This is a genomic window from Stenotrophomonas geniculata ATCC 19374 = JCM 13324 (genome assembly GCF_001431625.1).
Lineage (GTDB): Bacteria > Pseudomonadota > Gammaproteobacteria > Xanthomonadales > Xanthomonadaceae > Stenotrophomonas > Stenotrophomonas geniculata.
In genome coordinates this window covers 1-23,391 of sequence record NZ_LLXT01000153.1, presented here as the reverse complement: position 1 = coordinate 23,391, position 23,391 = coordinate 1, and the positions used below count along the sequence as shown (strand labels likewise).

Sequence of the window (23,391 nt, the reverse complement as noted above, 5' to 3'; positions counted from 1 at the left end):
CGACAGATTTCCGCGATCTGTAGATCCACGCCATGCGTGGATGAATCTCTGTCAGATAGCGAAATCAATTGGGGTCAGATCCGTTTTCCAAAGGAAAACGGATCTGACCCCATGACCCCATGCCGCACCAGGATCAATCCAACCGTCACCGGGAAACTGTCGAAGGTGGGGCGGTGTCGGATTGCGGGGTGTCCGCGGCATGGATGCCGCGGCCAAGCCCCCATGGACGGGTTTACGGCGTCCCCGCAATCCGACACCGCCCCGCCAAGCCACAGACAACCCAGAGCCGCTTTGGCTTTGGCTTTCGCTTTGGCTTTGGCTGTAGACGTTGCCCTGGCTTGAAGCAGGTGCAGGGCGCAGCCCTGCCGACCCACCCTTCCCCTGCGCACGAAAACGATTTCACTGTTTTCAGCAAACCGTCATCCCTTCGCCACGCCAGTACCATATTGCGGAGCAGCATGCGCCCGCGCGCGACCCATGCTAAAAAACGCCCGCCCATCGCTTAGATCGATCCAAGAACGATGCTGCGATGGCCGGGAGTTGGGGGAGCAGCAACAGGACGTACCAGGCCACGCGCACGGTGCTACTGCCACTGCATGGCAATAGCGACAATGTCACTTCAAATTAGATCGATTCAAGTTGTCCGTGCCACGTCACCGGATCAATCCAGGAGAGAGGGAGAGATGGGAATGAAGCATTCAACACGTACGCATGGCCAGGACGCACTGGCGTTGGCCATCGCGCTGGCCTTGGCCGCCGCCGTCATTCCGGCTGGCGCCGCCGCGCAGCAGGCCGCTTCCACCGGCGCGCAGGACGCCACCAACCTGGACAGCGTCCAGGTCACCGGCTACCGCTACGCCATTGAAAAGAGCCTTGAGCAGAAGCGCGACGCCAACGCCGTGGTCGAAGTGATCACCGCCGAAGACGTCGGCAAGTTCCCCGACAAGAACGTGGCCGACGCACTGCAGCGCGTGCCCGGCGTGGTCATCACCCGCAGTGGCGGCGAAGGCAAGACCGTCAGCGTTCGTGGCCTGGCACCAGACCTGACCCTGACCCAGTTGAACGGCAACTACGTCGCCACGTCGGAAACCAACGACGAAGCGACCCGTTCGTTCAACTACACCCTGCTGCCGTCGAACATGCTGTCCAGCGCGGAGCTGTTCAAGTCGCCGGAAGCACGCATCGACGAAGGCGGCATCGGCGGCACGGTGATTCTGCACACCCGTCGTCCGCTCGACATGGAGTCCAACTCGGGCTTCGTCACGCTTGAGGGCACCTCCTCCGATACCCACCACGATATCGACCCGCAAGCCTCGGCCCTGTATTCGTGGCACAGCAAGGATGAGCGTTTCGGCGTGCTGATCGGCGTGACGCAGCAGAAGCGCACCACCCGTACCATGGAAGCCAGCACCGAGGACTACCAGTGGTATGGCGCCGGCAAGGCGCGCGATGCCTATGGCAACGTGCAGGCGCAGGATGGCATCCACTACTGGTGGGGCAAGTCCGGTTTCAACAACCAGACCGGCGGCAACTACAGCGATTTCTTCATGCCGACGTCGGTCAACTTCGCGGTGAAGGAAGAAAAGCGCGAGCGCAAAGGCGGCCAGCTGACCTTCCAGTTCAAGCCGGTCGACAACGTCACGATGACGGCCAACTACTTCCGCTTCGAACTGCAGGGTGATTACACCCAGAACATGCTGAAGATTCCGGAATGGAGCATGGCCCGCTTCAATGGCGATGGAAACTGGGCCGGTGGACGCCTGCTCAACGGCCTGGACTTCGATCCCAGCGGCAACACCGTTACCGGCGCCCAGTTCGAAAAGCTGGCGGGGAAAACCTACTACTGCAATGAAGACCAGGCCAAGGCTGCCGGCCTCAAGCCCGGTGGCTGGGGCCCGGACGACTGCACGGTTCCGACGCCGCAGCTGACCGGTGGCTACAGCAAGGAAAAGGCGCTGTCGCAGACCGCTGACCTGACCATCGACTGGGACATCAGCCCGCTGTGGAAGGCCTCGTTCACCGGCGGCCGCACCTGGTCCGAAGGTGGTCCGTCGATGAACTTCCGGATGTCGGCCAAGCCGCGCCGCAAGGTCGGCAACGATTACCTGTCGGGCAATCTGTACAGCGCCTGGGATCTGACCGGCACGCCTTCGGCCACCTTCTCGCCCGACCTGCAGCAGCAGCTGATGAACGGCATCGCCGAAGTCGACACCGGCTCGACCGATTCGTCGTGGAAGCGCACCGAGGTCAAGCAGAACTACTTCCAGGCCGACGTCACCAAGCTGTTTGAATCCGGCTGGCTGGACTCCATCCAGTTCGGTGCCAAGTACCGTGATGGCAAGGTCCACCGCAACACCGGCAACACCTACTGGGTGTGCCCGGGCCGTGACCCGGCCGACTATGACAACAGCCGCTACCAGAGCGGCTGCGATCCGACTGCCGGCGATGCGCAGCCTGGCTTCTTCCTGTCCAACCCGATCAGCAACATCGCGGGTGGCTTCAATGCCAACGTGTTCCCGGGCATCAACTACCCGGCCTACATCGACTACCTGAACAAGACCTACGGCGGTTCGCACAACCGTACCGAGGAAGACTTCGTCTACAACGTCAACGAAAAGATCTACTCGGGCTACTTCCAGGCCAACTTCCGCACCGAGCGCCTGCGCGGCAACGTCGGCGTGCGCGTGGTGCGCACCAAGCAGTTCGCGCAGTCCTCCGACTCGATCGAGAAGTTCAACGACTACTTCCTGGACAACGCGTCCGGCGCGCCGATGGCGTGTACCGATCCGGCCGCTGCAGCCTACCCGACCTACAGCTGCGAGAGCGGCTTCGTGCGCCTGCCGCACGACCTGGCGCAGAGCAAGACCTACAGCCTGATCGGCGTGGATCGCACGTACACCGACGTGCTGCCGAGTTTCAATATCGCCTGGGACATCACCGACACGCTGGTGCTGCGTGGCGCCGCATCGAAGGTGATCGCCCGCCCCGGCTACACCGACATCGCAGCACCGGGCGCACTGAGCTATTACAGCGAAGAGTACGTCAATGATCGCCGCGTTGCCGGTGGCGCTTCGACCGCAGGCTGGGTGGGCCAAGGCAGCAACAAGCAGCTGGAACCGTTCAAGGCCACCCAGTTCGACCTGGGCCTGGAGTGGTATTTCCAGCCGGGCGCAGTCGCCGGCGTCGGCCTGTTCCGCAAGAACGTGGACAACTTCACTTTGCCGGTGGTGCGCGACACGCCGATGGTCATCAACGGTGAAGCGGTGAACGTGCAGCGCTACGAGACCCAGGCCAATGGCCGCGATGGTGTGTCGCAGGGCGTCGAGCTGTATGGCCAGTACACCTTCGATTTCGGCTTCGGCGTGCAGGCCAACTACACCTACAACGACACCAACCTGGCCTCGATTGTTCTGGACGGCCAGGAAATCGGCTCCTCGCCGCTGGTTGGCAGCGCCAAGAACCAGGCCAACGTCACGGTGTTCTACGAGAACGAGAAGTTCCTCGCGCGCGCTTCGTTCAACCGTCGCGGCCAGGTGGTCGGCGGGCTCAACAATGGCCTCACCGTCTACACCGAACCGTATGACCAGCTGGACCTGAATGTTGCCTACAACCTGACCCCGGACTGGACCCTGACCGCCTCGGTGATCAATGCCACCAAGTCCGAGCAGCGCGTGCACCTGGGCAATGACACCAAGGCCCGCCTCGTCTCCAACACCTACGCAGGCCGCCAGCTGTACTTCGGCGCCACCTGGAAGTTCTGAAGCACCACGGGTTGCGCGGGTACGCCCGGCGCAGCCCACGCCCTGCTCCGGCGGGGACGTTCCTCCACGGCAGCCACGCTGGTACAGGTGGCTGCCGTTTTTTGACGGCGCCTTGCCTGTCGTTCAGCCCGGCGCTTGACCCTGCCATCGTTGGAAGGTGCACACTGACTCCACCCCAAGAGCACCGAAGGAGCTACAGATGGAATTCCATGTTGAAGGCATGACCTGCGGTGGTTGCGCGCGCAGCGTGACCCGCGCGATCCAGCAGATCGATCCGAACGCCAGCGTGGTTGCCGACCCGCCGACCGGCCTGGTCAAGGTGCAGACCACCGCGTCGCAGGAACAGGTGTTCGCCGCGGTGAACGATGCCGGTTTCCCGCCGCGTACCGTCTGACCCCTGCCCTGCGTCCACAACGAAGCCCGCCCCGTGCACTGTCACAGGGCGGGCTTTTTGGTTCACGCGATATCGATTCAATGCTTCTGTGCGCGTCGCCGCACTGCACCGGTCTTCGCGGTATCAACCGGCACCGGCGTCTCATCGTCCTCAACCAGCCGCTGCAGGATCGGGCACTCAGGGCGCTCGTCTCCCGCACAACAGCTGATCAGTGACTTCAGCGTGTCGGCCATCTGCCGCATGTGCTCGATGCGCTGTTCCAGATCGGCGATGTGCTGTTCGGCCAGATGCTTCACGTCGGCACTGTGCCGCGAGGTGTCATTCCAGAGGCCCAGAAGATCGGTGATCTCGGCCACCTGGAAGCCGAGATCGCGCGCACGGCGGATGAAACGCAGGCGGTGGATGTCCGCCTGCGAATACGCCCGGTAGCCCGACTCGGTTCTATCAGCTGCGGGAATCAGGCCGATCTGCTCGTAGTAGCGGATCATCTTCGCCGACACGCTGGAGGCCTTGGCAGCTTCACCGATGTTCATGCGGATCTCCTTCAGTGGGTGGCAGCGGCGGCATCCGCCATCGGCGGCTGGAAGCGGCGCAGTCGCAGCGCGTTGCCCAGCACGAACACGCTGGACAATGCCATCGCACCGGCCGCGAACACCGGCGACAGCAGCACGCCCCACACCGGGTACAGCACGCCGGCCGCTACCGGAATCAACGCGGTGTTGTAGGCGAACGCCCAGAACAGGTTCTGCCGGATGTTGCCCAGCGTCGCCTTGGACAGCGCGATGGCATTGGGCACGCCCTGCAGGTTGCCCGACATCAGCACCACATCGGCCGACTCCACCGCGATATCGGTGCCGGTACCGATGGCCAGGCCGACATCGGCTTCGGCCAGTGCCGGCGCATCATTGATGCCATCGCCGACGAAGGAGACGTGGCCATGCGTGGCCTTCAGGCGGCGCACGGCCTCGACCTTGCCTTCCGGCAGCACCTCGGCCACCACCTCATCGATGCCCAGCTCGCGCGCGATCGCCTGCGCGGTACCGGCGTTGTCACCGGTGATCATCGCCACCTTCAGGCCGAGCTGGTGCAGTGCCGCGATCGCGGCCGGCGTGCTCGGCTTGATCGGATCGGATACCGCGATGATCGCGGCCAGGCGGCCGTCGATGGCGGCATACAGCGGCGACTTGCCCTGCGTTCCAAGCTGGGTGGCCAGCGCCGCGAACGGCGTGATATCCACCCTCAGATCGCGCATGAAACGATCAGCCCCCACCTCCACGCGCGCGCCATCAACACTGGCACGCACGCCCATGCCGGTGACCGATTCGAAATCGGCCATCGCCGGCAACGCGATGCCCTGCTCGGTGGCCGCATCCACGATGGCGCGGGCAATCGGATGCTCCGAGCGCGACTCCACTGCCGCCACCGCTCCCAGCACCGTACTGCGATCAAAACCGTCGGCGATCTCCAGGTCGGTCAGGCGCGGGCGGCCTTCGGTCAGCGTGCCGGTCTTGTCCACCGCCACCACCTGCGCGTCCTTCAGCAGCTGCAGCGCTTCACCCTTGCGGAAAAGCACACCCATTTCAGCGCCACGGCCAGTACCGACCATGATCGAGGTCGGCGTGGCCAAGCCCATCGCGCAGGGGCAGGCAATGATCAGCACCGCCACCGCATTGACCAGCGCGAAGCTCAGCGCCGGCGATGGACCGAAGATCAGCCAGACCGCGAAGGTCGCCAGCGCGGCCAGCATCACCGCCGGCACGAACCACAACGTGACCTTGTCGACCACCGCCTGGATCGGCAGCTTCGAGCCCTGCGCCTGTTCGACCATGCGGATGATCTGCGCCAGCATCGTCTGCGCGCCCACCGCCGTGGCTCGCACCGTCAGTGCGCCCTTCTGGTTGACCGTGCCACCGACAACGCTGCTTCCCGGCTGCTTCTCGACCGGAATAGGCTCGCCGCTGATCATCGACTCGTCGATGTAGCTGCGACCCTCGACCACCTCGCCATCGACCGGCACGCGCTCGCCCGGGCGCACTTCCACCACGTCGCCGCTCTGCACTTCATTGACCGGGATGTCGACGGTGCGGCCGTCACGGATCACATGGGCGACCTTGGCCTGCAGGTTGACCAGACGCTTGATCGCCTCGGAGGTACGGCCCTTGGCCCGAGCTTCAAGGAAGCGGCCGAGCAGGATCAGCGCGACGATCACCGCCGCCGCTTCGTAGTAGACGTTCACCGTGCCCAGCGGCAACAGCCGCGGTGCAAAGGTCGCTACCACCGAGTAACCGAACGCCGCGGCGGTGCCCACCGCCACCAGTGAATTCATGTCCGGCGCCAGCCGCAGCAGTGCCGGGAAGCCCTTCTGATAGAAACGGCGGCCGGGGATGACCAGCACCAGGAGGGTCAGTACGAACTGCAGGTACCAGCTGGTCTGCATGCCGATGGTGGCCATCACCCATTCGTGCATGCCGGGAATCAGGTGCGAACCCATCTCCAGCACGAACACCGGTAGCGCCAGCGCGGACGCCACGATCAGGTCGCGTTTCAGTCCGGCGCGCTCGGCATCCTTCTTTTCAGCGGCTTCACCGTCGGACTGCACACCGGCCTGGATCAAGCGTGCGGCGTAGCCGACCTTGTCGATGGCCGCCACCAGCGCGTCCACGCCCGCCACGCCGCGCACGGTCGCGCGCTCCGTGGCCAGGTTCACGCTGGCCTGGCTGACGCCCGGCACCGCCAGCAGCGCACGCTCCACGCGGCCCACGCAGGAAGCGCAGGTCATGCCTTCCACGGCCAGTTCAACGGTAGCGGCGGGCACGTCATAGCCCACCCGCTCCACCGCCTGGATCAGCGCGGCCCGATCGACCGGGCCCGACGGGCGGATATCCGCGCGCTCGGTGGCCAGATTGACCGAAACACTGCCCACACCTTCGACCTTGGACAGCGCGGCCTCGACCCGGCCGACACAGCTGGCGCAGGTCATGCCCTCGATGGGCAGGCTGATGGTGGCGGGGCTTGCGGGGGCTGCAATGGCGCGGGGCGTGCTCATGATCGGATTCCCGGGGTTCCTTCTGGATGCGGACAGGCTAAACCTTGCCATCGTGGGAAGGTCAAATCCAGCCGCCACGTCCAGCCGGTATCGCCGGGCCAGGCCCGGCGTACCGCCCGCAATCCGCCTCAGAAGGTGAACACGTACTCCAGCGCGAACTCGCGGCCCACCGCGCCGAGCAGGCGGGTCGGGGCGAAGTCATAGTCCAGCTTGTACGGATCCTTGTGGTTCCAGCTGGCCGAATTGAACACGTTGTTGACGTAGACGTTGACCTTGGCGCGTTCGGTCACCTGGTAGCCCATGTTGAAGTTCCAGGTGATGAACGGCCCGACCCGCCCGTAGTAGCGCGTGGTCTGCTGGCCGGCGTTCGGGTTCGGGTTGGGCGAGCCATCCGGACGTGTTGCCGGTTCCAGGCAGTTCAGCGACGGGCTGTCGCTGGGCACATAGCCATCAGCGAACGGCAGGCAGCCACCCGGGTTGTTCAGGCGATCGGTGCCCCAGTGGTAGCGCACGCCCGGCACCGAACCGATGCGGTCGGCATAGACATTGGCGTTCCAGTTGCCGCGCTGCCAGGCCAGGCTCGCGCGCAGCTTGCTGCGCAGGTCGCGGTCACGACGCTCCGGGTTCGGGTCGTTGGTGTAGCGCTGTTCCTTGGTCGAGATCTGGTTGGTGTAGTTCAGGCCCAGCTGGAAGCTGCCCCACTGCGCGGTTTCCAGGCGATAGCGCGCGGTCAGGTCGATACCGCGCACTTCGCGGCTGGCCAGGTTGAACGGCCCGCGCTCGATCGATACCAGACGGCCGTTGCTGTCGCGGTTCACGCGGGCCAGGATGCCGGCGCAGTATTCGCCACCGGCCGGATTGGCCCACGGTGTACCGTCGATGTTCTTGCCGGTCAGGCAGCCGGCTTCGCTGGCCAGCACCTCGTCGGCGCCGACGTCGACGATCATGTCTTCCAGCTTGATCGCCCAGTAGTCGGCACTGACCGACAGATTGGGCATCACATCCCAGACGAAACCGACCGTCCACGAATCGCCGGTTTCCGAACGCAGCAGTGGCGTGCCGCGGCGGTTCACGTCGAAGGTGTACCAGACGTCGGTGTTGCCCACGCCGCAGTTGTTGACCAGGTAAGCGCCGCTCTGGATGCAGCGCAGGCGGTCATAGGTCTGCACTTCGGAGCTGCTCGGCTGGCCCAGCAGGTAGTGCATGTCCGGCGCATGGAAACTGGTGGCGTAGGAGCCACGCACCAGCAGCGACTCCACCGGGCGCCATTCCAGGCCGACGTTCCAGGTGGTTTCCTTCTGGCTGCCGATGTCCAGCGCTTCGCCGCTGTTGTCAGCCTTGTAGTTGCCATAGCGGTCATAGCGCGCGGCCGCAGTGGCGGTCACGCTCTCCAGCAGCGGGATCTTGAACTCGACGCCGGCCGAATAGCGGGTGCGCTCGCCGCCGCCGCGATCGACGTTCTGCAGGTCGAAGTCGATACCTGCACGCGGATCGGGGCTGAGGTGATAGCCCTGCTGCGCGACTTCGGCCACTGCCGCGAACGAAATCGGACCCGCCCACCCTTGGAAAAGCTCGCCGGTGATGTCCGCCGAAGCCTGGTTGACCCACGATGATGCGCGGTTCCTCGCCACCGTGCCCATCTGCCAGTACTGGTCCGGCGTCAGCGGATTCCACCAGCGCGATTCGTTCAGTGCGTAGATCGCCTCGCCATCGGCGGTGGTGCCCAGCTTCGGACCCAGGAAGTAGTCATACGACTTCTGCTTGTCGACCACGTTCTGCCGTTCTTCAACGCGGTAGTAGGAACGCCCCACTGTGGTGCTCCAGTCGAAGCGGTCAGCGAGGCGGCCACGCAGGCCGGCGCTCCAGTCCCAGGACAGTTCGCGGTTGGTGTTGCGCAGCGTATCCAGGCCACCGACTTCATTTGGCGTGAACTGGCGCACGCCCAGGATCGGGCGGTTGCGGTTGGCATCCCAGTAGTAGCCGTTGTCGTCGTCGATCAGCGACACGCTCGGCGGATTGGTGCCCCAGATCGCTTCGGAGCGGTAGACGGCCAGGTTGGTCCAGGCCTGCAGGTCATTGCTGAAGTCGAGGGTGGCATACAGGTTGCCGGACACGTTCTCGGCACCGCCCGTAAGCAGCCAGTTCGCATAGTCCGCACGCATGCCGCACAGGCGGCCGGTGTTGGTGATGGTGTTGGCGGCGTAGTTGTAGACCAATCGATCCGCGGTGTAGTACTCGCCATCGAACTTCTCGCAGGTGCCGGTGGGCGGCGCCAGGCGCTGACCGGTGGTCGGATCGATCAGCGCCAGGCCGGCGGTGGGACGGAAGCCGACTTTGCGTTGTTCCATGTTCCAGGACGGATACGGTGCATCATCGGCGTCGTCCATCTGCGGGCGGTCACGGCCAAACAGCGGGTCGCGCTTGGTGTACTGCAGCGCGTAGGTCACGCTCCAGTTGTCGCCGGTCCTGCCGCCGGCCCAGGACAGATCCCACGTATCGCGGCCGCCTTCGGTGGAGGTACCGCCGCGCACGCGCACTTCGTCGCCGTCGTAGTTGGTCTTGAGGATGACGTTGACCACTCCGGCGATCGCATCGGAGCCATAGATGGCCGACGCGCCACCGGTCAGCACTTCGATGCGCTCCACCGCCGCGGCCGGAATGTTGCCGTAATTGGAGAAGTTGGTTTCACCGCCATACGGCAGCGGGTAGTCCGCCACACGACGGCCGTTGACCAGCAACAGCGAGCGGTTCGGGCCCATCCCGCGCAGGTTCAGGCCGCTGGCATTGGGCGTATGCGAGCCCCACTGCGAGGCGGCTTCAACAGTGCCGGTCGCTTCGGTGAGGGTCTTCAGCGCGTCGTACACGCTGACGAAGCCTTCCTTCTGGATCTGCGCGGCGGTGATCACATTGACCGGTGCCGGGCCTTCGACACTGGCGCGCTTGATGCGCGAGCCGGTGACGGTGACCGCATCGAGATCCTTGGTGGACGAGCTTGAGGCTTCCTGCGCATTGGCAGCCAGGGGAAGCAGGGCCAGGACCAGGGCCTGGGACAGCAGGTGACGGCGCTTGCGGACGATCTGAGCCATGGGTGGTTGCTCTTCGAAAGTGTGGACGCATGGACGGGTGGTGGTGCGGCACTACCGGTGATCCGGGCGCCTGGATCGGTTCAGGACCGTCGCAGCACCCTCCCCTGTGGATCGATCCAAACTAAAGCACAGCTGAATCACACCCGGCATGCGGCGACGCAGCAACAGCCCGCGGAATGCCGCTACCGGCTGCCGTCATCCCGAACAATCAAAGGGTTGCGAAACATCGCTGAGAGAACGGCACACACGTCAATGACACGATCGCGACAATCGCGCGCGGAACGGTTTTGTCCGTGATGCCGTGTACGGCCGACAGCGGGGCGTTGTAGATCCGGGCCCGCGCTCGGCTGCTGTTGTTCGCCGCGAAAAGCAGCCGAGCGTGGGCTCGGCTCTACAGAAGAGGCGGGCTACCTTGCGCCGTCCAGCGCCTGCCGCAGCGCGGCCACGGTCGCGGTGGCGGTCTGGCTCCAGTCCGGGTCCAGGCCGCGCAGGGCCGGGTTCTGGAACTGCATGGCCGAGCGGCGCAGGCCTTTTGCGGACGCGTGCAGTTCGGTACAGCCCGTCTGCCGCGCGACGGTTGCGATGTTGCCCGGGGCCAATCCGGCACCTGCCATCACCGTGATACGCCCGGCCGCCTGGGTGACCAGCGCCGCCAGCACATCGGCACCGGCCTCGGCGCTGACCTGGCCGCCGGAGGTCAGCACGCGCTGGCAGCCCAGCCCGATCACCTGCTCCAGCGCCACCGGCAGGTCGCGGGCAGCATCAAAGGCGCGGTGGAAGGTCACCTGCAACGGCCCGGCCGCCTGCATCAGTTCACGGCACAACGCCACGTCAACGCCGCCCTGCACGTCCAATGCACCAATCACCACGCCATCGCAGCCCAGCGCGCGGCACTGCGCGATGTCACGCAGCATCAGTTCGGTTTCCAACGCGTTGTAGTGGAAATCACCCGGGCGCGGGCGCACCAGTACGAACAGCGGAATCGACAGGCGTTCGCGGGCAATCGCGATGGTGGCAAACGACGGCGTGGTGCCACCCTCGGCCAGATTGTCGAACAGCTCGATGCGGTCGGCCCCGCCGGCCTGCGCCGCCAACGCCGAGGCCAGCGAGTTGCTGGCGATCTCCAGGGTCAGCCGCGTGCTCACGCCTGGGTGCTCGCATAGATCGACGGCGAATCGCGCAGGTCATCCTGGCGCTGCGCATCGCACACGGCGTAGACGAAGCCGCGATGCAACGCGTAGGCGCCCACCTCGCCCTGCTTGTTCATGGCCAGGAAGCACACCTGCAGGGTCTTGCTCGCCTCCGGCCGCTTGCGCACCACACGGTCGATTGCCTCGCGGCAGGCCTGTGCCGGCGAGCGCCCCTGGCGCATCAGCTCGACCACCAGGAACGAGGCGGCGTTGCGGATCATCTCCTCACCCACGCCCGAGGCGGTGGCCGCACCCACTTCGTTGTCGACATACAGGCCGGCACCGATGATCGGGCTGTCGCCCACGCGTCCGTGCAGTTTCCAGGCCATCCCACTGGTGGTGCAGGCACCGGCCAGATGGCCCTTGGCGTCCAGTGCCAGCATGCCGATGGTGTCGTGGTTGTCGCTGTTGCCGGGAATACCCCGGCGCTCGGCATTGATCTGCGGCTGGTACTTCTCGGTCTTCAGCCACTCGCGCCAGGCCGCCTCGGCCTGCGGCGTCAGCAGGTGCTTGCGCTCGAAACCCTGCTGCACCGCGAACTGCTGCGCGCCCTCGCCCACCAGCAAAACGTGCGGGCTGTTTTCCATCACTTTGCGGGCCACCGACACCGGATGCAGGATGTCGACCAGCGCGGCCACCGCACCACAACGGCCATCGCCATCCATGATGCTGGCATCTAGGCTCAGCACGCCATCGCGATCCGGGTTGCCGCAATGACCGACGGTGGGGTTGCACAGCTCGCTCTCGGCCCAGCGTGTGCCCGCTTCCACCGCATCCAGCGCGCTGCCGCCCTGCGCCAGCACCTTCCATGCGGCCTGGTTGGCCGGCACGCCGAAGTCCCAGGTCGAAACCACCTTGGCCCCACCCTGCGTGCGTGCCTGCACGCCCGGCAAAGCCGCCATGCCTGCGGCCAGTGCACCGGCCTGCAGGAACTGCCTGCGATCCACCATCTTCCCCTCCCAGTCTGCAATGCACGGCCGGCCCGATGCCGGTCGTGCCGATCAGTCGTGCGTGGGCTGTCGTGCGGCGTGCCAGACCGCTGCACCGAGTACGCCCAGCTGGCCGTGCTCCACGCGCCATACCGGCACCTGGCGCAGCACCTCGGTCAGCACGCCCTTGTTGAGGAAGCGCTCACGGAAGCGGCCATCGGCCAGGAAATCCTGCACGTGCGCGGCAATGCCTCCGGCCAGGTACACCGAGCGTGCACCGACGGCGATCGCTGCGTCGCCGGCCAGGCTGCCCAGCCAGGCGCAGAACACCTGCAGCGTCTCCACCGCCAGCGCGTCTTCACCGCTGCGGGCGGCACCGATCAGTGCTTCGGTACTGGTCCACACCGGGGTGACGCCGCGCAGCTCGCACAGGCACGGATACAGGTTCATCAGGCCACTACCGGACAGCACGCGCTCGTTGTCCACGTGCGCCCAGCGCTGCAGCAACTTGCCCAGCACCTGCAGTTCCAGCGCGTTGCCGGCGCCAAGCGCGGCGTGGCCGATCTCGCTGGCCAGCACCGGGCGCTCGCCATCGGCAAAGCGCAGTGCGGCGCCCAGGCCGGTGCCCGCGCCCAGCACCAGCGCCGGGAACGCCTGTGCCGGATCGGCGTCGCCGTTCAGTGGCATCAGGGTTTCCGGCTGCAGGTACGGGATGGCCAGCGCCACCGCTTCGAAATCATTGATCAGCTGCAGTTCGTGCAGCCCGGACTGCGCGCGGGTGGCCGACAGCGAGACCGTCCACGGCAGGTTGGAATTGATCAGTACATCGCCATCGAGCAGGCCGGCGATGGCCACAACCGCAGTCTGCACCGGCTGGCCAACGCCTGCGGTGAAATCGGCCAGGATCGCTGCCAGGCTGGGGTGCTCGGCGCAGGCGTAGGTGCGATGGCTGCCCAGCAGCGGCGCCTGGCCAGGTTGGGTTTCAGCCAGCGCAATGCGGGCGAAGGTGCCGCCGACATCGGCGACCACCAGACTGCGCGGAGGACCGCCGCGGGCGGAGTCGGAGGAAACCGGGGACGCTGCTGCGATGGTCACGCTGGCCTGCTTGGATCGATTGAATCGCCCCGATTCTCAGGCATCGGGGCGGCTTTGCCTAGCACGCCGATGATTCAGGTTGGCCTACATGCCTTCCTGTTCGGCCACCTGCACGCCATCCACCAGCACGCGCAGGCGCTGCGGGCGGAAGCCGGCGAACAGCAGCGGCCGGGTGCGTTCTACCAGCACTTCATGGCCAGCAATGTGGCGCAGCCACGACTGTACCAGCGAGAAGGAGAAGTGCGTGCCCGGATGCAGCGGATGCTGCACCCAGACCTTCTCGGTGGCGCTCTGCAGCAGCATCGCGCCGGTGAACCAGTGGCGGCTGAGGGTCACCGGCGTGGTGCCGGCCATGAAGCGGATATCCATGCGGGGTCCTTTCGCTGGGGCCGTGATGCGGAGGTCAGGGCTGGGCAGTCTGCAGGCTGTAGCGGGTGGTGGCGGTGAACACCGCACCGTCAGGCTGGGTGGAGCGTACTTCGACCTTGTGGCTGCCCACCGCCAGATCGGTCGGCAGCGCGCCACGCCACAGGTGCGGCGATGCGGTGGCCTCCGGCGAGCGGTCGTAGCCACGCAGGCTGTCAGCCAGATCGTCGGCCACGTTCTCCATCATCAGGCGCGGATCGGGCTGGCTGACCTGCTTCATCGGCTGCCAGGCGCCGCCATCGACGCGGTACTCGACCACGCTGGCATCCTCACCCATGTAGACGTTGGCATAGATGCCCCACGCCGGGTAGGCCCCCTGGCGCAGCACCTTCGGCGCATGCAGGCCGATCTGCTCGCTGGCCGACTTGCCCGCCACGCGGTACTGCAGTTTGTAGCTGCCATTGCCGGCCACGTCGAGCAATGCATAGCCCTTCGGCGTGCCATCGCTCATGGTGCTGTCCGGCACGCCGGCGGCATTCTTCACACCCGACCAGAACGCACCGCAGTTGGCACCCACGTTGTATTCGTGCAGCGGCTTGCCGCCGTTCCAGCCGTCGGCCTTGCCGTGGTAGACGTGCTGCTGGGTGTGGCTGTGGCCGCTGAGCACCAGCACGTTGCGGAAGTCCTTCAACAGGTCGAACAGGCGCTGACGGTCAGCATGGCGGAAGGTCTCGCGTCCCGGCGCGGCGTCGAACAGCGGGATGTGCATGCCCAGCACCAGCAGGCGGTCCTTGTGCAGGCCCTTCAGGTAGCTGGCGAGGAAGGCGAACTGGTCTTCGCGCAGTCCACCGACATACTTCGGCTTGGCCTTGGGGTCGTACACCACGTCATCGAGGAACACGAAACTGGCGCCACCCTCTTCCACCGCGTAGGTGTCCGGGCCATAGATGTTGCGCCAACTGTCCAGCGAGTGCTCATCGCTGGCGGCATCGAAGTCGAGGTCGTGGTTGCCCGGCACATGGAACCACGGCACGCCAAGTCCGGTGGTGACCTTGTTGATCGCCGGATACAGGGTCAGGTCATCATTGACGATGTCACCCAGGGTGGTGCCCATGCGCGCCCTGGTCTGACCGACCAGCGGCGCCACGATCGACTGCTGGTAGTAGCCGATGTCCTTCAGGCTGGCGGTCTGCGAATCGGTGAACACCAGCATCTGGAAACCACGGCGGCTGTCATGGCGATCCGACTGCAGGGCGAAATCCCAGTTGCGGGTGACGTCGCTGGTGGCGGCGATACCGCCGTACTTCAGCGCCGGCGAGCCGTTCGGGCGGTAGTGGCGCCAGAACGAGGGCAGGCCATCGGCCGCCTTCGGGAACGAATACGCATCGGGCTTGATCACGAACACGGTCTGGCCATCGCGCACCGGCAGGCTGTAGCTGCCGTCGGCGGCGGTCTTGACGATGGCCTCGCCATTGGAGACCTGCACCCCGGCCAGGCCCGGATCGGTCGCGCCGCGCCCCGGCCGGCCGTCGCGCTCCAGATAGACCTTGCCGGTGACCACGGTGTCCGCGGCCCAGGCCGGCGAGGTCAGCAACAGGCAGCACAGCCACGCGGCAGGCAGTTTCATGGGAGAGATCCAGCAGAAAGAGACGCGGTATTGTAGAGCCGAGCCATGCTCGGCTGCATTTCAAGATGGTAGTACCGGCCGCTGGCCGGCAACCTCACATTCGTCGGACGTCGGGTGGTTGCTGGCCAACGGCCGGCACTACCGCACCTCAACGATGGCGCTTTTCCAGCACCGCCCGCGCATCCTCCAGCGACAGCCCGCGCGCGCGCAGCAGCACCAGCAGGTGGTACAGCAGGTCCGAAGCCTCGCCCAGCAGCGCCTCGTCATCCTGCGCCACCGCCGCCAAGGCGGTCTCCACGCCCTCCTCGCCCACCTTCTGCGCGATGCGGCGGATGCCGCCCTCGAACAGGCTCGTGGTGTAGCTGCCCGTTGGCCGCTGTGCCTCGCGCATCGCCACCAACTGGGCCAGCCCGCCAAGGAAGTCCTTCGGCGCGCCATCGAAGCAGCTCTCCGCACCGGTGTGACAGGTTGGCCCGGCCGGGCGTGCCATCACCAGCAGCGTATCGGCATCGCAGTCCACGCTGATCGACTGCACCACCAGCACGTTGCCGGACTGCTCGCCCTTGGTCCACAGCCGCTGCTTGCTGCGGCTGAAGAACGTCATGTGCCCGATCGCCAGGGTGGCCGCCAATGATTCGGCGCTGACATAGCCCAGCATCAGCACCTGCAGGGTATCGGCATCCTGCACGACAGCGGGCAGCAGTCCGTCACCCTTGCCCCAGTCCAACGCCTGCAATGCGTCCGACGACGGCCTGACTTCAATAGACATCCCGCACCTCGATCTGCTGTCCGCGCAGGTAGCGCTTCAATTCCGGAATGGCGATGGCACTGCTGTGGAACACACTGGCCGCCAGCGCGCCGTCGACGTCGGCCTGGTCGAAGGCTTCGGCAAAGTGCTCCATCGCGCCGGCACCGCCAGAGGCGATCAACGGTACCTGGCACAGTGCCCGCGCCTGTTGCAGTTGCACGACATCGTAGCCACGGCGCACGCCATCGCTGTCCATGCAGTTCAGCACGATCTCACCGGCGCCCCGCCGTTGCGCCTCGACAATCCAGTCCAGGGTGCGCAGTGGCACCGCCTGGGTCTTGTTCGGGTCCCCGCTGAAGCGGCGCACCCGCCACTGTCCATCGGTCTCGCGTACCGAGTCGACACCGACCACCACGCATTGCACGCCGAACTCGTCGGCCAGTTCAGTGATCAGTTCCGGACGGCCCAACGCCGGCGAGTTGATCGACACCTTGTCGGCACCGGCGAACAGCACGCGACGCGCGGTTTCCACGCTGTCGATGCCACCGGCCACGCAGAACGGAATGTCGATCAGCCGCGCGATGCGCTCGATCCAGGCCACGTCCACTGAACGCGCCTCGGGGCTGGCGCCGATGTCATAGAACACCAGCTCGTCGGCGCCCTGGTCACGGTAGCGCTGCGCCAGCTCGGCGATATCGCCCATGTCGACGTGGTCGCGGAAACGCACGCCCTTGACCACGCGGCCATCGCGCACGTCCAGGCACGGAATGATGCGCCGGCTCAACATGCCAGTGCCTCCGCCAGGTCCATGCGCTGCTCCAGCAGCGCCTTGCCAAGGATCGCGCCACCGCAGCCTGCACGTCGCGCTTCGGCAACGTCGGCCACGTCACGGATGCCGCCGGAAGCCTGCACCGCCACGCCCGGCAGCAGCGCCGACAGGTGCTGGTAGAGGCTGATGTTGGGCCCGGCCAGCATGCCGTCGCGGGCGATGTCGGTGCACAGCAGGTGGCGCATGCCGGCGCGTGCGTAGCGCTGAGCCAGAACGTCCAGGGTCACCCCGGCGTTCTCGGTCCAGCCGTGCACCGGCAGCTGCCACTGGCCCTGTGCATCCTGGCGGGCGTCAAGCGCAATGGTGACGCGTTCGGCGCCGAACTCCTCCAGCCAGCCCACCACCTCATCGGGACGGCGCACGGCCAGCGAGCCGACCACTACGCGACCGGCGCCGGCATCGAGGATGCGCGCCACGTCGTCGCGACCGCGCACGCCACCGCCGGTCTGCACCTGCAGCGGCGTCTGCGCACGGACCGACGCGAGCAGCGGCGCAAGGGTGTAGCCACCGGCACGCGCAGCGTCCAGGTCGACCAGATGCATCCACTGCGCGCCCTGCGCAGCAAAGGCCTGCGCGCGCGGCAGGGCGTCGTCGCCATACGAGGTTTCCTGCGCGTAGTCGCCCTGGCGCAGCCGCACCACGCGGCCATCACGGATATCCAGCGCGGGGTAAACGATGAAACTCATACAGCCGTGCCCTCGAGGAAGTTGCGCAGCATCAGCGAGCCGGTCTCGCCGGAGCGCTCGGGGTGGAACTGTGCGCCGTAGTAACGCCCCTGCTCCACCACGGCAGTGAACAGGCCACCGTGGTCGCAGGCAGCGACAGTGTGGGTATTGAGTGGTGCCGCATAGCTGTGCACGAAGTAGGCGCTGGCGCGCTCCGGCACACCGCGCAGCAGCAGCGATTCGCGCAGCGGCAGCAGCCGGTTCCAGCCCATGTGCGGCACGCGGATGCCGCAGGCCGGCACCAGCTTGCGCACCACGCCGGGAATCAGCCCCAGTGTCTCCACACCCGCTTCCTCGGAGCGTTCGAACAGCAGCTGCATGCCGAGGCAGATACCCATCAGCGGCACCTCCAGTCGCTGCAGCGATTCCACCAGGCCCTGCGCGTGCAGACGCTGCATGCCGGGACCGGCGGCGCCGACACCGGGCAGGATCACCCGCTGCGCGCCGATCAGGCCGTCCGCATCGCGCACCAGCCGCACCGTCGCACCCAGACGCTCCAATGCATAGCGCACCGAGCCCAGGTTGGCACCGCCGGCATCGATCAGCGCGACGTCGCTCACAACGCCCCCTTGGTGGAAGGCAGCGCGGTGCCCTGCCGGGCCAACGCCGGACGCAGCGCACGTGCCAGCGCCTTGAAGCAGGCCTCGACCTTGTGGTGATCGTTGTCGCCGCGCACCTGCAGGTTGAGGTTCAGGCCACTGGCGTCGCACAGCGAGCGGAAGAAGTGCGGCACCAGCTCGGTCGGCATATCGCCCACGCGCTCACGCTTGAACTCACCTTCGAACACTAAGTACGGCCGGCCGCTGAAATCCAGTGCGGCGCTGGCCAGCGTCTCGTCCATCGGCAGGGTGAAGCCGTAGCGGCCAATGCCGCGCTTGTCGCCCAGCGCCTCGCGCAGGGCCTGGCCCAGCGCCAGCCCGGTGTCCTCGATGGTGTGGTGCTCGTCGATATGCAGGTCGCCCTCGGCCTGGATGTCCAGCGCGAACCCGCCGTGCTTGCCGATCTGTTCCAGCATGTGGTCGAAGAACGGCAGTCCGGTGGCGATGCGCGCATCACCGGCACGGTCCAGATCGAGTTCAACGCGGATCTTCGTCTCCTTGGTGTTGCGCTGGACCACGGCAGTACGCGGCGCATCGGCCAGCGCATGGGCGATGCCCGGCCAGTCCCACTCGCCACCGAACTGTTCGGTGCGCAGCTGGAAGCCACGGATGTTGAGGTTGTCGGCGAACTGCAGGTCGGTGATACGGTCCCCCACCATGCCCGAACGCGCCCAGTCGATGCTGCGGTCCTGCAGGTAGGCGGTCATCAGGCCGATGCCTGGCTTGCGCGTGGGCGCATTGTCCTGCGGCCAGCTGCAGTCGATCAGCACGTCACGGAAGGTGATGCCCTGGCTTTCGAAGATCTGCAGCATCAGCTCGTTGGGGCCATCGAAGCTGGCACGCGGGTAGCTTTCGCTGCCCAGGCCATCCTGATTGGTGACGATCACGAACTGGTAGCCGGCATCCCGCAGCTTCAGCAGCGCCGGGATCACCTGCGGCACGAAGCGCAGCTTCTCGTAGGCGTCGATCTGGAAATCGGACGGCTCCTCGATGAGGGTACCGTCGCGGTCGATGAACAGGATCGGGGTCATGCTGCGGCCCTCCGCGCCGACAGGGCCGCAAGCACGCGGTCATTCTCTTCGGGGCTGCCGATGCTGATGCGCAGCGCATCACCCAACTGCGGCGCGGCGCGCTGGTCGCGCACCACCACGCCCGCAGCCAGCAGCGTATCGAACGCGGCCTGGGCATCGGAGAAGCGGACCAGCAGGTAGTTGCCGGCCGAGGCATACACCCGGCACACGCCGGGCAGGCCGGCCAGGGCTGCACGCAGGCGCTCGCGCTCGGCGATCACCGTGGTCACGCGCTCGGCGGTGCGTGCCAGCGCGGCCGGCTGCAGTGCCTGCACGGCCAGTTCCGCGCACGGCGTCGGCACCGGGTACGGCGCCTGGCAGCGACGCAGCAGGGCAATCAGCTCCGGGGCAGCGATCAGCGTGCCAATGCGGGCGGCCGCGAGCGCGTGCGCCTTCGACAGCGTGCGCAGCACCGCCAGATTGGCGTGCGCGACCAGCAACGTGGTCGCCGACGGCCGTTGTGCATACTCGACATAGGCCTCGTCCACCACGACCAGCGCCTGCCCGCGCAGCGCAACCGCCACGCGCTCGACCTCATCCAGGGCGATGTCACTGCCGGCCGGGTTCGACGGCGCACACAGGAACACCAGCTTGGCACCCTGCGCCTTGGCCGCGTCGATCACCGCATCCAGATCGGTGCGCAGTCCATCCTCGCCGTCCACCAGCGGCACTTCGATCAGCGGGGCGCCCTGCAACCGCGCACACACCGCATACATGCCGAACACCGGCGGCGTGACCAGCACGCCATCGCGGCCCGGCACGCACAGCGCGCGCACCAGCAGGTCGATGGCCTCGTCACTGCCCCGCCCGACCAGCAGCTGCTGCGGCTGCACGCCATACAGTGCGGCCAGGCCTTCACGCAGCGCCAGCGGTTGCGGTTCGGGATAGCGCCGGCTGCTGCCGTCGGCATCGGCCGGATTGGCCCAGGCCGACTCATTGGCGTTCAACCAGACCTCGCCCTGCACCGCCGCGCTGCGCGCCGAGCTGTAGCCAGCGAACGCCTGCAGATCCGGGCGCACCAGTGCCAGCACGTCATCAATGGCGGCGCTCATGCGGCGGCCTCCATGCGCAGGGCAACCGCACGTTCGTGCGCGTCCAGGCCTTCAGCGCTGGCGATGATGCGTGCGCAGCCGCCGATTGCGGCCAGACCGGCGGCGCTGGCGCTCTGCACGCTGATCAGGTTCTGGAAGCTGGCCACGCTCACGCCGCTGTAGGCACGTGCGGCACCCGCGGTGGGCAGCACGTGGTTGGTGCCGCTGCAGTAGTCGCCCAGTGCTTCGGGGGTGAAGTCCCCCAGGAACACCGAGCCGGCCGCCTGCACCTGGTCCAGCCAGTCGCGCGGCTGGCGCAGCGCCAGGATCAGGTGCTCGGGCGCATAGCGGTTGCTGATCGCGAAGGCTTCCTCCAGCGAATCGACCTGGATCAGGCGCGAGGCCGACAGCGCCTGGCGCGCGATCTGCTGGCGCGGCAGCAGGGCCACCTGGCGCTCCACTTCGGCCTCGACCGCCGCCAGCATCGCGGCATCGTCGGTCAGCAGAAGGACCTGCGAATCCGGGCCATGCTCGGCCTGCGACAGCAGATCGGCAGCCACGAACGCCGGATTGGCACCCGCATCGGCGATCACCAGCACTTCCGACGGGCCGGCGGGCATGTCGATGGCGGCGGCGCCGTCCTGTGCGACCTGCTGCTTGGCTTCGGTGACGAAGCTGTTGCCGGGCCCGAACAGCTTGTCGCAGGCCGGGATGGTGGCGGTGCCATAGGCCATCGCGGCAATCGCCTGCGCGCCGCCCAGCTTGAACACGCGCCGCACGCCGGTCAGCCGCGCGGCCACCAGCACCGCCGGATCAGCCGTGCCGTCGGCGCGCGGCGGCGTGCACAGCACCACCTGCGGGCAGCCGGCCAGCTGCGCTGGCACGCCCAGCATCAACGCGGTGGACGGGAGCGGTGCGCTACCGGCCGGCACATACAGGCCCACCCGGCCGATCGGACGCAGCATGCGTTCGCAGACCACGCCGGGCGCGGTTTCCACGGCATACCCCGTACCCATGCCGGCGGCGTGGAAGCGGGCGATGCGCTCGGCCGCTTCCACCATGGCCTGGCGCAGCTCGGCGGGGACGGCGGCTTCGGCCGCTGCGAACTCCGCTTCGCTCACTTCGAACGATGGCAGCTCGACACCATCGAAGCGTGCGGTGATAGCACGCAGCGCGTCGTCTCCCTGTGCGCGCACTTCTGCAATCAGCGTGGCCACCGCGTCGCGGGTCTGCTGCGCCACGGTCTGCACCGGGCGGGTCAATGCCGCGCTACGCGCGGCCTCATCAAGTCGGGACCAGATCAGACGGTTCATGCCAGCGATCGCTCCACGCTCAACACCATCAGGCCCTGCGCGCCAGCGCGCTCCAGTTCTTCCATGCGCTGCCAGCTCAACGGGCCGGGGCACATGGTCTGCAGGCGCAGCGCACCGCCATCGGCCGGCAGCCGCACCAGCGGCTCGGCATCGGCCAGCAGCTGTGCCAGCGCATCCACGCGGTCTTCGCTGGCGCGGAACATCAGCAGCTTGCGGTCCTGGCGCTGCACCACCCCGTCGAGACGGCGCAGCAGCATCGCCCGCAGCGACGCGCGTGCGTCATCCGGCACCCGCACCGCGCCCGCCAGCACCGCCTCGCTGTCGAGCAGGTTGTGCACCGGGGTCAACTGGTTGGCGCGCAGCGTGGCGCCGCTGGAGACCAGGTCGCAGATCAGGTCTGCGGTACCGAGGCGTGGCGCGATCTCCACCGAACCGGACAGCTCGACCACCTGTGCATCCACGCCCTGCTCATCCAGCCACTGCGTGAGGATGGCCGGATAGCTGGTGGCGATGCGGGTGCCGGCCAGCTGCGCCGGACCCTGCCACTGCCATTCCTCGGGCACCGCCAGCATCAGCCGGCACTGGCCGAAGCCCAGCCCGCGCAGCGCCTGGTAGGCATCAGGCAGGCCGATCTGACGGCGGGCCGCGGCCTGTTCGTCCAGCTCATTGCGGCCGACGATGCCGAGGTCGCAGACGCCGTCGGCGATCAGGCCGGGGATGTCGTCGTCGCGCACCAGCAGCAGGTCCACCGGCAGCGATTCGCCGTAGCAGAACAGCTTGTCGCGGCTCTCGCGCCAGCTCAGGCCGCAGGCACTGAGCAGGTTGCGGGCGGGTTCGGCCAGCCGGCCACTCTTCTGGATGGCGATACGCAACCGGTCTCGTGCCGGCGCTGCCTGGGTTGCACTCATGGGGGAGGTCTCGAAGTTCGGAACGGGGCGCGGATCAGCGCGAAGCAAGGCGGTCGATGGCGGCGGCATAGCCTCGATGGCCATGCTCAAGCGTTCGCGCCACCCGTCCGGTGGTGGTCACGCTGACGCCGGTGCGCTCGTGGATCTCGCGGTAAGGCACGCCCTGCTGCAGCAGCGGCACCACTTTCCAGCGGTCGGCCATCGCTTCCAGTTCGGCGGGGGTACACAGGTCGCGCAGGAACGCTTCCACCTGCTCCGGCTCGCGCAGGGCGGCAAAGGCCCGGGCCAGGGCTTGCAGGTCGGCCTTCGGGTCTTTGGCGGCAATGTCCGGGCGGGCTTTCACGGGGTCGTTTCCATGCATCAATGTAATAGCGCGTTAGTACATTAGCGTATTCTTGCGCAGTGCGTCAAATCGTGGATTGGGTTGGGGTACGGCAGGGCTGCGCCCTGCACCCGCAGAGGCAACGTCTACGTCAAAAGAAAGGCATCCCAAGGGTTGGCGGGGCAGGTCCGGTCGAGGGGGACGCTGCAACTACCCCTCCGGGGCCCGGCCCAGCCGCTGGCGGCTGTGCGTTCGGGCGCTTGCGAAGCAGTGCTTCGCAAGCAAAGCGCCCTCACCCATGTCTGTCTCTTATAAACATTTCCGAGCCCCCCAGACTAAGGCGAATATCGTA

At 66.7% G+C, this 23,391-nt stretch carries 19 protein-coding genes; 2 read left to right on the top strand and 17 right to left on the bottom strand.

The annotated features are described in order from the left end of the window. The first annotated feature begins 683 nt into the window (after positions 1–683). Together ARC63_RS20750 and ARC63_RS20745 are read left to right on the top strand one after the other, a co-directional pair. Positions 684–3,761, top strand: coding sequence for a TonB-dependent receptor (locus ARC63_RS20750; protein ID WP_057504288.1), 3,078 nt, complete (start codon positions 684–686; stop codon positions 3,759–3,761). 199 nt (positions 3,762–3,960) lie between these two features. Next, positions 3,961–4,155: a heavy-metal-associated domain-containing protein gene (locus tag ARC63_RS20745; RefSeq protein WP_010482571.1), complete on the top strand. Its 195-nt coding sequence runs from the start codon at positions 3,961–3,963 to the stop codon at positions 4,153–4,155. 77 nt (positions 4,156–4,232) lie between these two features. Here the strand turns inward: ARC63_RS20745 and cueR are convergent, their stop codons facing one another. From cueR to ARC63_RS20660, 17 genes are all read right to left on the bottom strand, one after another. After that, positions 4,233–4,688, bottom strand: a complete 456-nt coding sequence (gene cueR, locus ARC63_RS20740) for a Cu(I)-responsive transcriptional regulator (protein ID WP_057504287.1) — start codon at positions 4,686–4,688, stop codon at positions 4,233–4,235. A gap of 11 nt (positions 4,689–4,699) precedes the next feature. After that, positions 4,700–7,201, bottom strand: a complete 2,502-nt coding sequence (locus ARC63_RS20735) for a heavy metal translocating P-type ATPase (protein ID WP_057504286.1) — start codon at positions 7,199–7,201, stop codon at positions 4,700–4,702. A 128-nt stretch (positions 7,202–7,329) separates the two neighbouring features. Next, positions 7,330–10,287 (bottom strand): TonB-dependent receptor plug domain-containing protein, encoded by a 2,958-nt coding sequence (locus ARC63_RS20730; RefSeq protein ID WP_057504285.1) that lies wholly within the window; start codon positions 10,285–10,287, stop codon positions 7,330–7,332. A gap of 407 nt (positions 10,288–10,694) precedes the next feature. Further along, positions 10,695–11,432 (bottom strand): copper homeostasis protein CutC, encoded by a 738-nt coding sequence (locus ARC63_RS20725; RefSeq protein WP_057504284.1) that lies wholly within the window; start codon positions 11,430–11,432, stop codon positions 10,695–10,697. Then, positions 11,429–12,427, bottom strand: coding sequence for a glycosylasparaginase (locus tag ARC63_RS20720; RefSeq protein ID WP_057504283.1), 999 nt, complete (start codon positions 12,425–12,427; stop codon positions 11,429–11,431). Before ARC63_RS20720 ends, ARC63_RS20725 begins: the two co-directional genes overlap by 4 nt. Before the next feature lie 51 nt (positions 12,428–12,478). Continuing rightward, positions 12,479–13,501: a glucokinase gene (locus ARC63_RS20715; protein WP_057504282.1), complete on the bottom strand. Its 1,023-nt coding sequence runs from the start codon at positions 13,499–13,501 to the stop codon at positions 12,479–12,481. An 84-nt stretch (positions 13,502–13,585) separates the two neighbouring features. Beyond that, complete coding sequence (locus tag ARC63_RS20710) at positions 13,586–13,870, bottom strand: hypothetical protein (protein ID WP_005409434.1); 285 nt, start codon at positions 13,868–13,870, stop codon at positions 13,586–13,588. 34 nt (positions 13,871–13,904) lie between these two features. Beyond that, complete coding sequence (locus ARC63_RS20705) at positions 13,905–15,494, bottom strand: calcineurin-like phosphoesterase C-terminal domain-containing protein (protein WP_057504281.1); 1,590 nt, start codon at positions 15,492–15,494, stop codon at positions 13,905–13,907. A gap of 148 nt (positions 15,495–15,642) precedes the next feature. After that, positions 15,643–16,263 carry a bifunctional phosphoribosyl-AMP cyclohydrolase/phosphoribosyl-ATP diphosphatase HisIE gene (gene hisIE, locus ARC63_RS20700; RefSeq protein WP_043397222.1) on the bottom strand — a complete coding sequence of 207 codons (621 nt, stop codon included), beginning with the start codon at positions 16,261–16,263 and terminating at the stop codon, positions 15,643–15,645. Further along, the gene (gene hisF / locus ARC63_RS20695) at positions 16,253–17,029 is read right to left on the bottom strand and encodes an imidazole glycerol phosphate synthase subunit HisF (protein WP_057504280.1); all 777 of its coding nucleotides are present in this window, start codon (positions 17,027–17,029) and stop codon (positions 16,253–16,255) included. Before hisF ends, hisIE begins: the two co-directional genes overlap by 11 nt. Then, on the bottom strand, positions 17,023–17,757 hold the full coding sequence (hisA, locus tag ARC63_RS20690; protein ID WP_057504279.1) for a 1-(5-phosphoribosyl)-5-[(5-phosphoribosylamino)methylideneamino]imidazole-4-carboxamide isomerase: 735 nt from the start codon (positions 17,755–17,757) through the stop codon (positions 17,023–17,025). The genes hisF and hisA overlap by 7 nt, the downstream gene beginning before the upstream one ends. Further along, positions 17,754–18,356: an imidazole glycerol phosphate synthase subunit HisH gene (gene hisH / locus ARC63_RS20685; protein WP_057504278.1), complete on the bottom strand. Its 603-nt coding sequence runs from the start codon at positions 18,354–18,356 to the stop codon at positions 17,754–17,756. Before hisH ends, hisA begins: the two co-directional genes overlap by 4 nt. After that, the gene (gene hisB / locus ARC63_RS20680) at positions 18,353–19,426 is read right to left on the bottom strand and encodes a bifunctional histidinol-phosphatase/imidazoleglycerol-phosphate dehydratase HisB (RefSeq protein ID WP_057504277.1); all 1,074 of its coding nucleotides are present in this window, start codon (positions 19,424–19,426) and stop codon (positions 18,353–18,355) included. Before hisB ends, hisH begins: the two co-directional genes overlap by 4 nt. Continuing rightward, positions 19,423–20,517, bottom strand: coding sequence for a histidinol-phosphate transaminase (gene hisC, locus ARC63_RS20675; protein WP_057504276.1), 1,095 nt, complete (start codon positions 20,515–20,517; stop codon positions 19,423–19,425). The genes hisB and hisC overlap by 4 nt, the downstream gene beginning before the upstream one ends. Continuing rightward, positions 20,514–21,809 (bottom strand): histidinol dehydrogenase, encoded by a 1,296-nt coding sequence (gene hisD, locus ARC63_RS20670; protein ID WP_057504275.1) that lies wholly within the window; start codon positions 21,807–21,809, stop codon positions 20,514–20,516. The genes hisC and hisD overlap by 4 nt, the downstream gene beginning before the upstream one ends. Continuing rightward, positions 21,806–22,717 carry an ATP phosphoribosyltransferase gene (gene hisG / locus ARC63_RS20665; protein WP_057504274.1) on the bottom strand — a complete coding sequence of 304 codons (912 nt, stop codon included), beginning with the start codon at positions 22,715–22,717 and terminating at the stop codon, positions 21,806–21,808. The genes hisD and hisG overlap by 4 nt, the downstream gene beginning before the upstream one ends. Before the next feature lie 34 nt (positions 22,718–22,751). Further along, entirely contained in the window at positions 22,752–23,060 is a 309-nt protein-coding gene (locus ARC63_RS20660; protein ID WP_167345309.1) for a YerC/YecD family TrpR-related protein, read from the bottom strand. Positions 23,061–23,391: the final 331 nt, after the last annotated feature.

Bases quoted from the DNA above. Each gene is read 5' to 3' on its own strand.
- ARC63_RS20750 (WP_057504288.1), top strand. From the start codon at position 684: ATGGGAATGAAGCATTCAACACGTACGCATGGCCAGGACGCACTGGCG.
- ARC63_RS20745 (WP_010482571.1), top strand. From the start codon at position 3,961: ATGGAATTCCATGTTGAAGGCATGACCTGCGGTGGTTGCGCGCGCAGC.
- cueR (WP_057504287.1), bottom strand. From the start codon at position 4,688: ATGAACATCGGTGAAGCTGCCAAGGCCTCCAGCGTGTCGGCGAAGATG.
- ARC63_RS20735 (WP_057504286.1), bottom strand. From the start codon at position 7,201: ATGAGCACGCCCCGCGCCATTGCAGCCCCCGCAAGCCCCGCCACCATC.
- ARC63_RS20730 (WP_057504285.1), bottom strand. From the start codon at position 10,287: ATGGCTCAGATCGTCCGCAAGCGCCGTCACCTGCTGTCCCAGGCCCTG.
- ARC63_RS20720 (WP_057504283.1), bottom strand. From the start codon at position 12,427: ATGGTGGATCGCAGGCAGTTCCTGCAGGCCGGTGCACTGGCCGCAGGC.
- ARC63_RS20710 (WP_005409434.1), bottom strand. From the start codon at position 13,870: ATGGATATCCGCTTCATGGCCGGCACCACGCCGGTGACCCTCAGCCGC.
- ARC63_RS20705 (WP_057504281.1), bottom strand. From the start codon at position 15,494: ATGAAACTGCCTGCCGCGTGGCTGTGCTGCCTGTTGCTGACCTCGCCG.
- hisIE (WP_043397222.1), bottom strand. From the start codon at position 16,263: ATGTCTATTGAAGTCAGGCCGTCGTCGGACGCATTGCAGGCGTTGGAC.
- hisF (WP_057504280.1), bottom strand. From the start codon at position 17,029: ATGTTGAGCCGGCGCATCATTCCGTGCCTGGACGTGCGCGATGGCCGC.
- hisA (WP_057504279.1), bottom strand. From the start codon at position 17,757: ATGAGTTTCATCGTTTACCCCGCGCTGGATATCCGTGATGGCCGCGTG.
- hisB (WP_057504277.1), bottom strand. From the start codon at position 19,426: ATGACCCCGATCCTGTTCATCGACCGCGACGGTACCCTCATCGAGGAG.
- hisC (WP_057504276.1), bottom strand. From the start codon at position 20,517: ATGAGCGCCGCCATTGATGACGTGCTGGCACTGGTGCGCCCGGATCTG.
- hisD (WP_057504275.1), bottom strand. From the start codon at position 21,809: ATGAACCGTCTGATCTGGTCCCGACTTGATGAGGCCGCGCGTAGCGCG.
- hisG (WP_057504274.1), bottom strand. From the start codon at position 22,717: ATGAGTGCAACCCAGGCAGCGCCGGCACGAGACCGGTTGCGTATCGCC.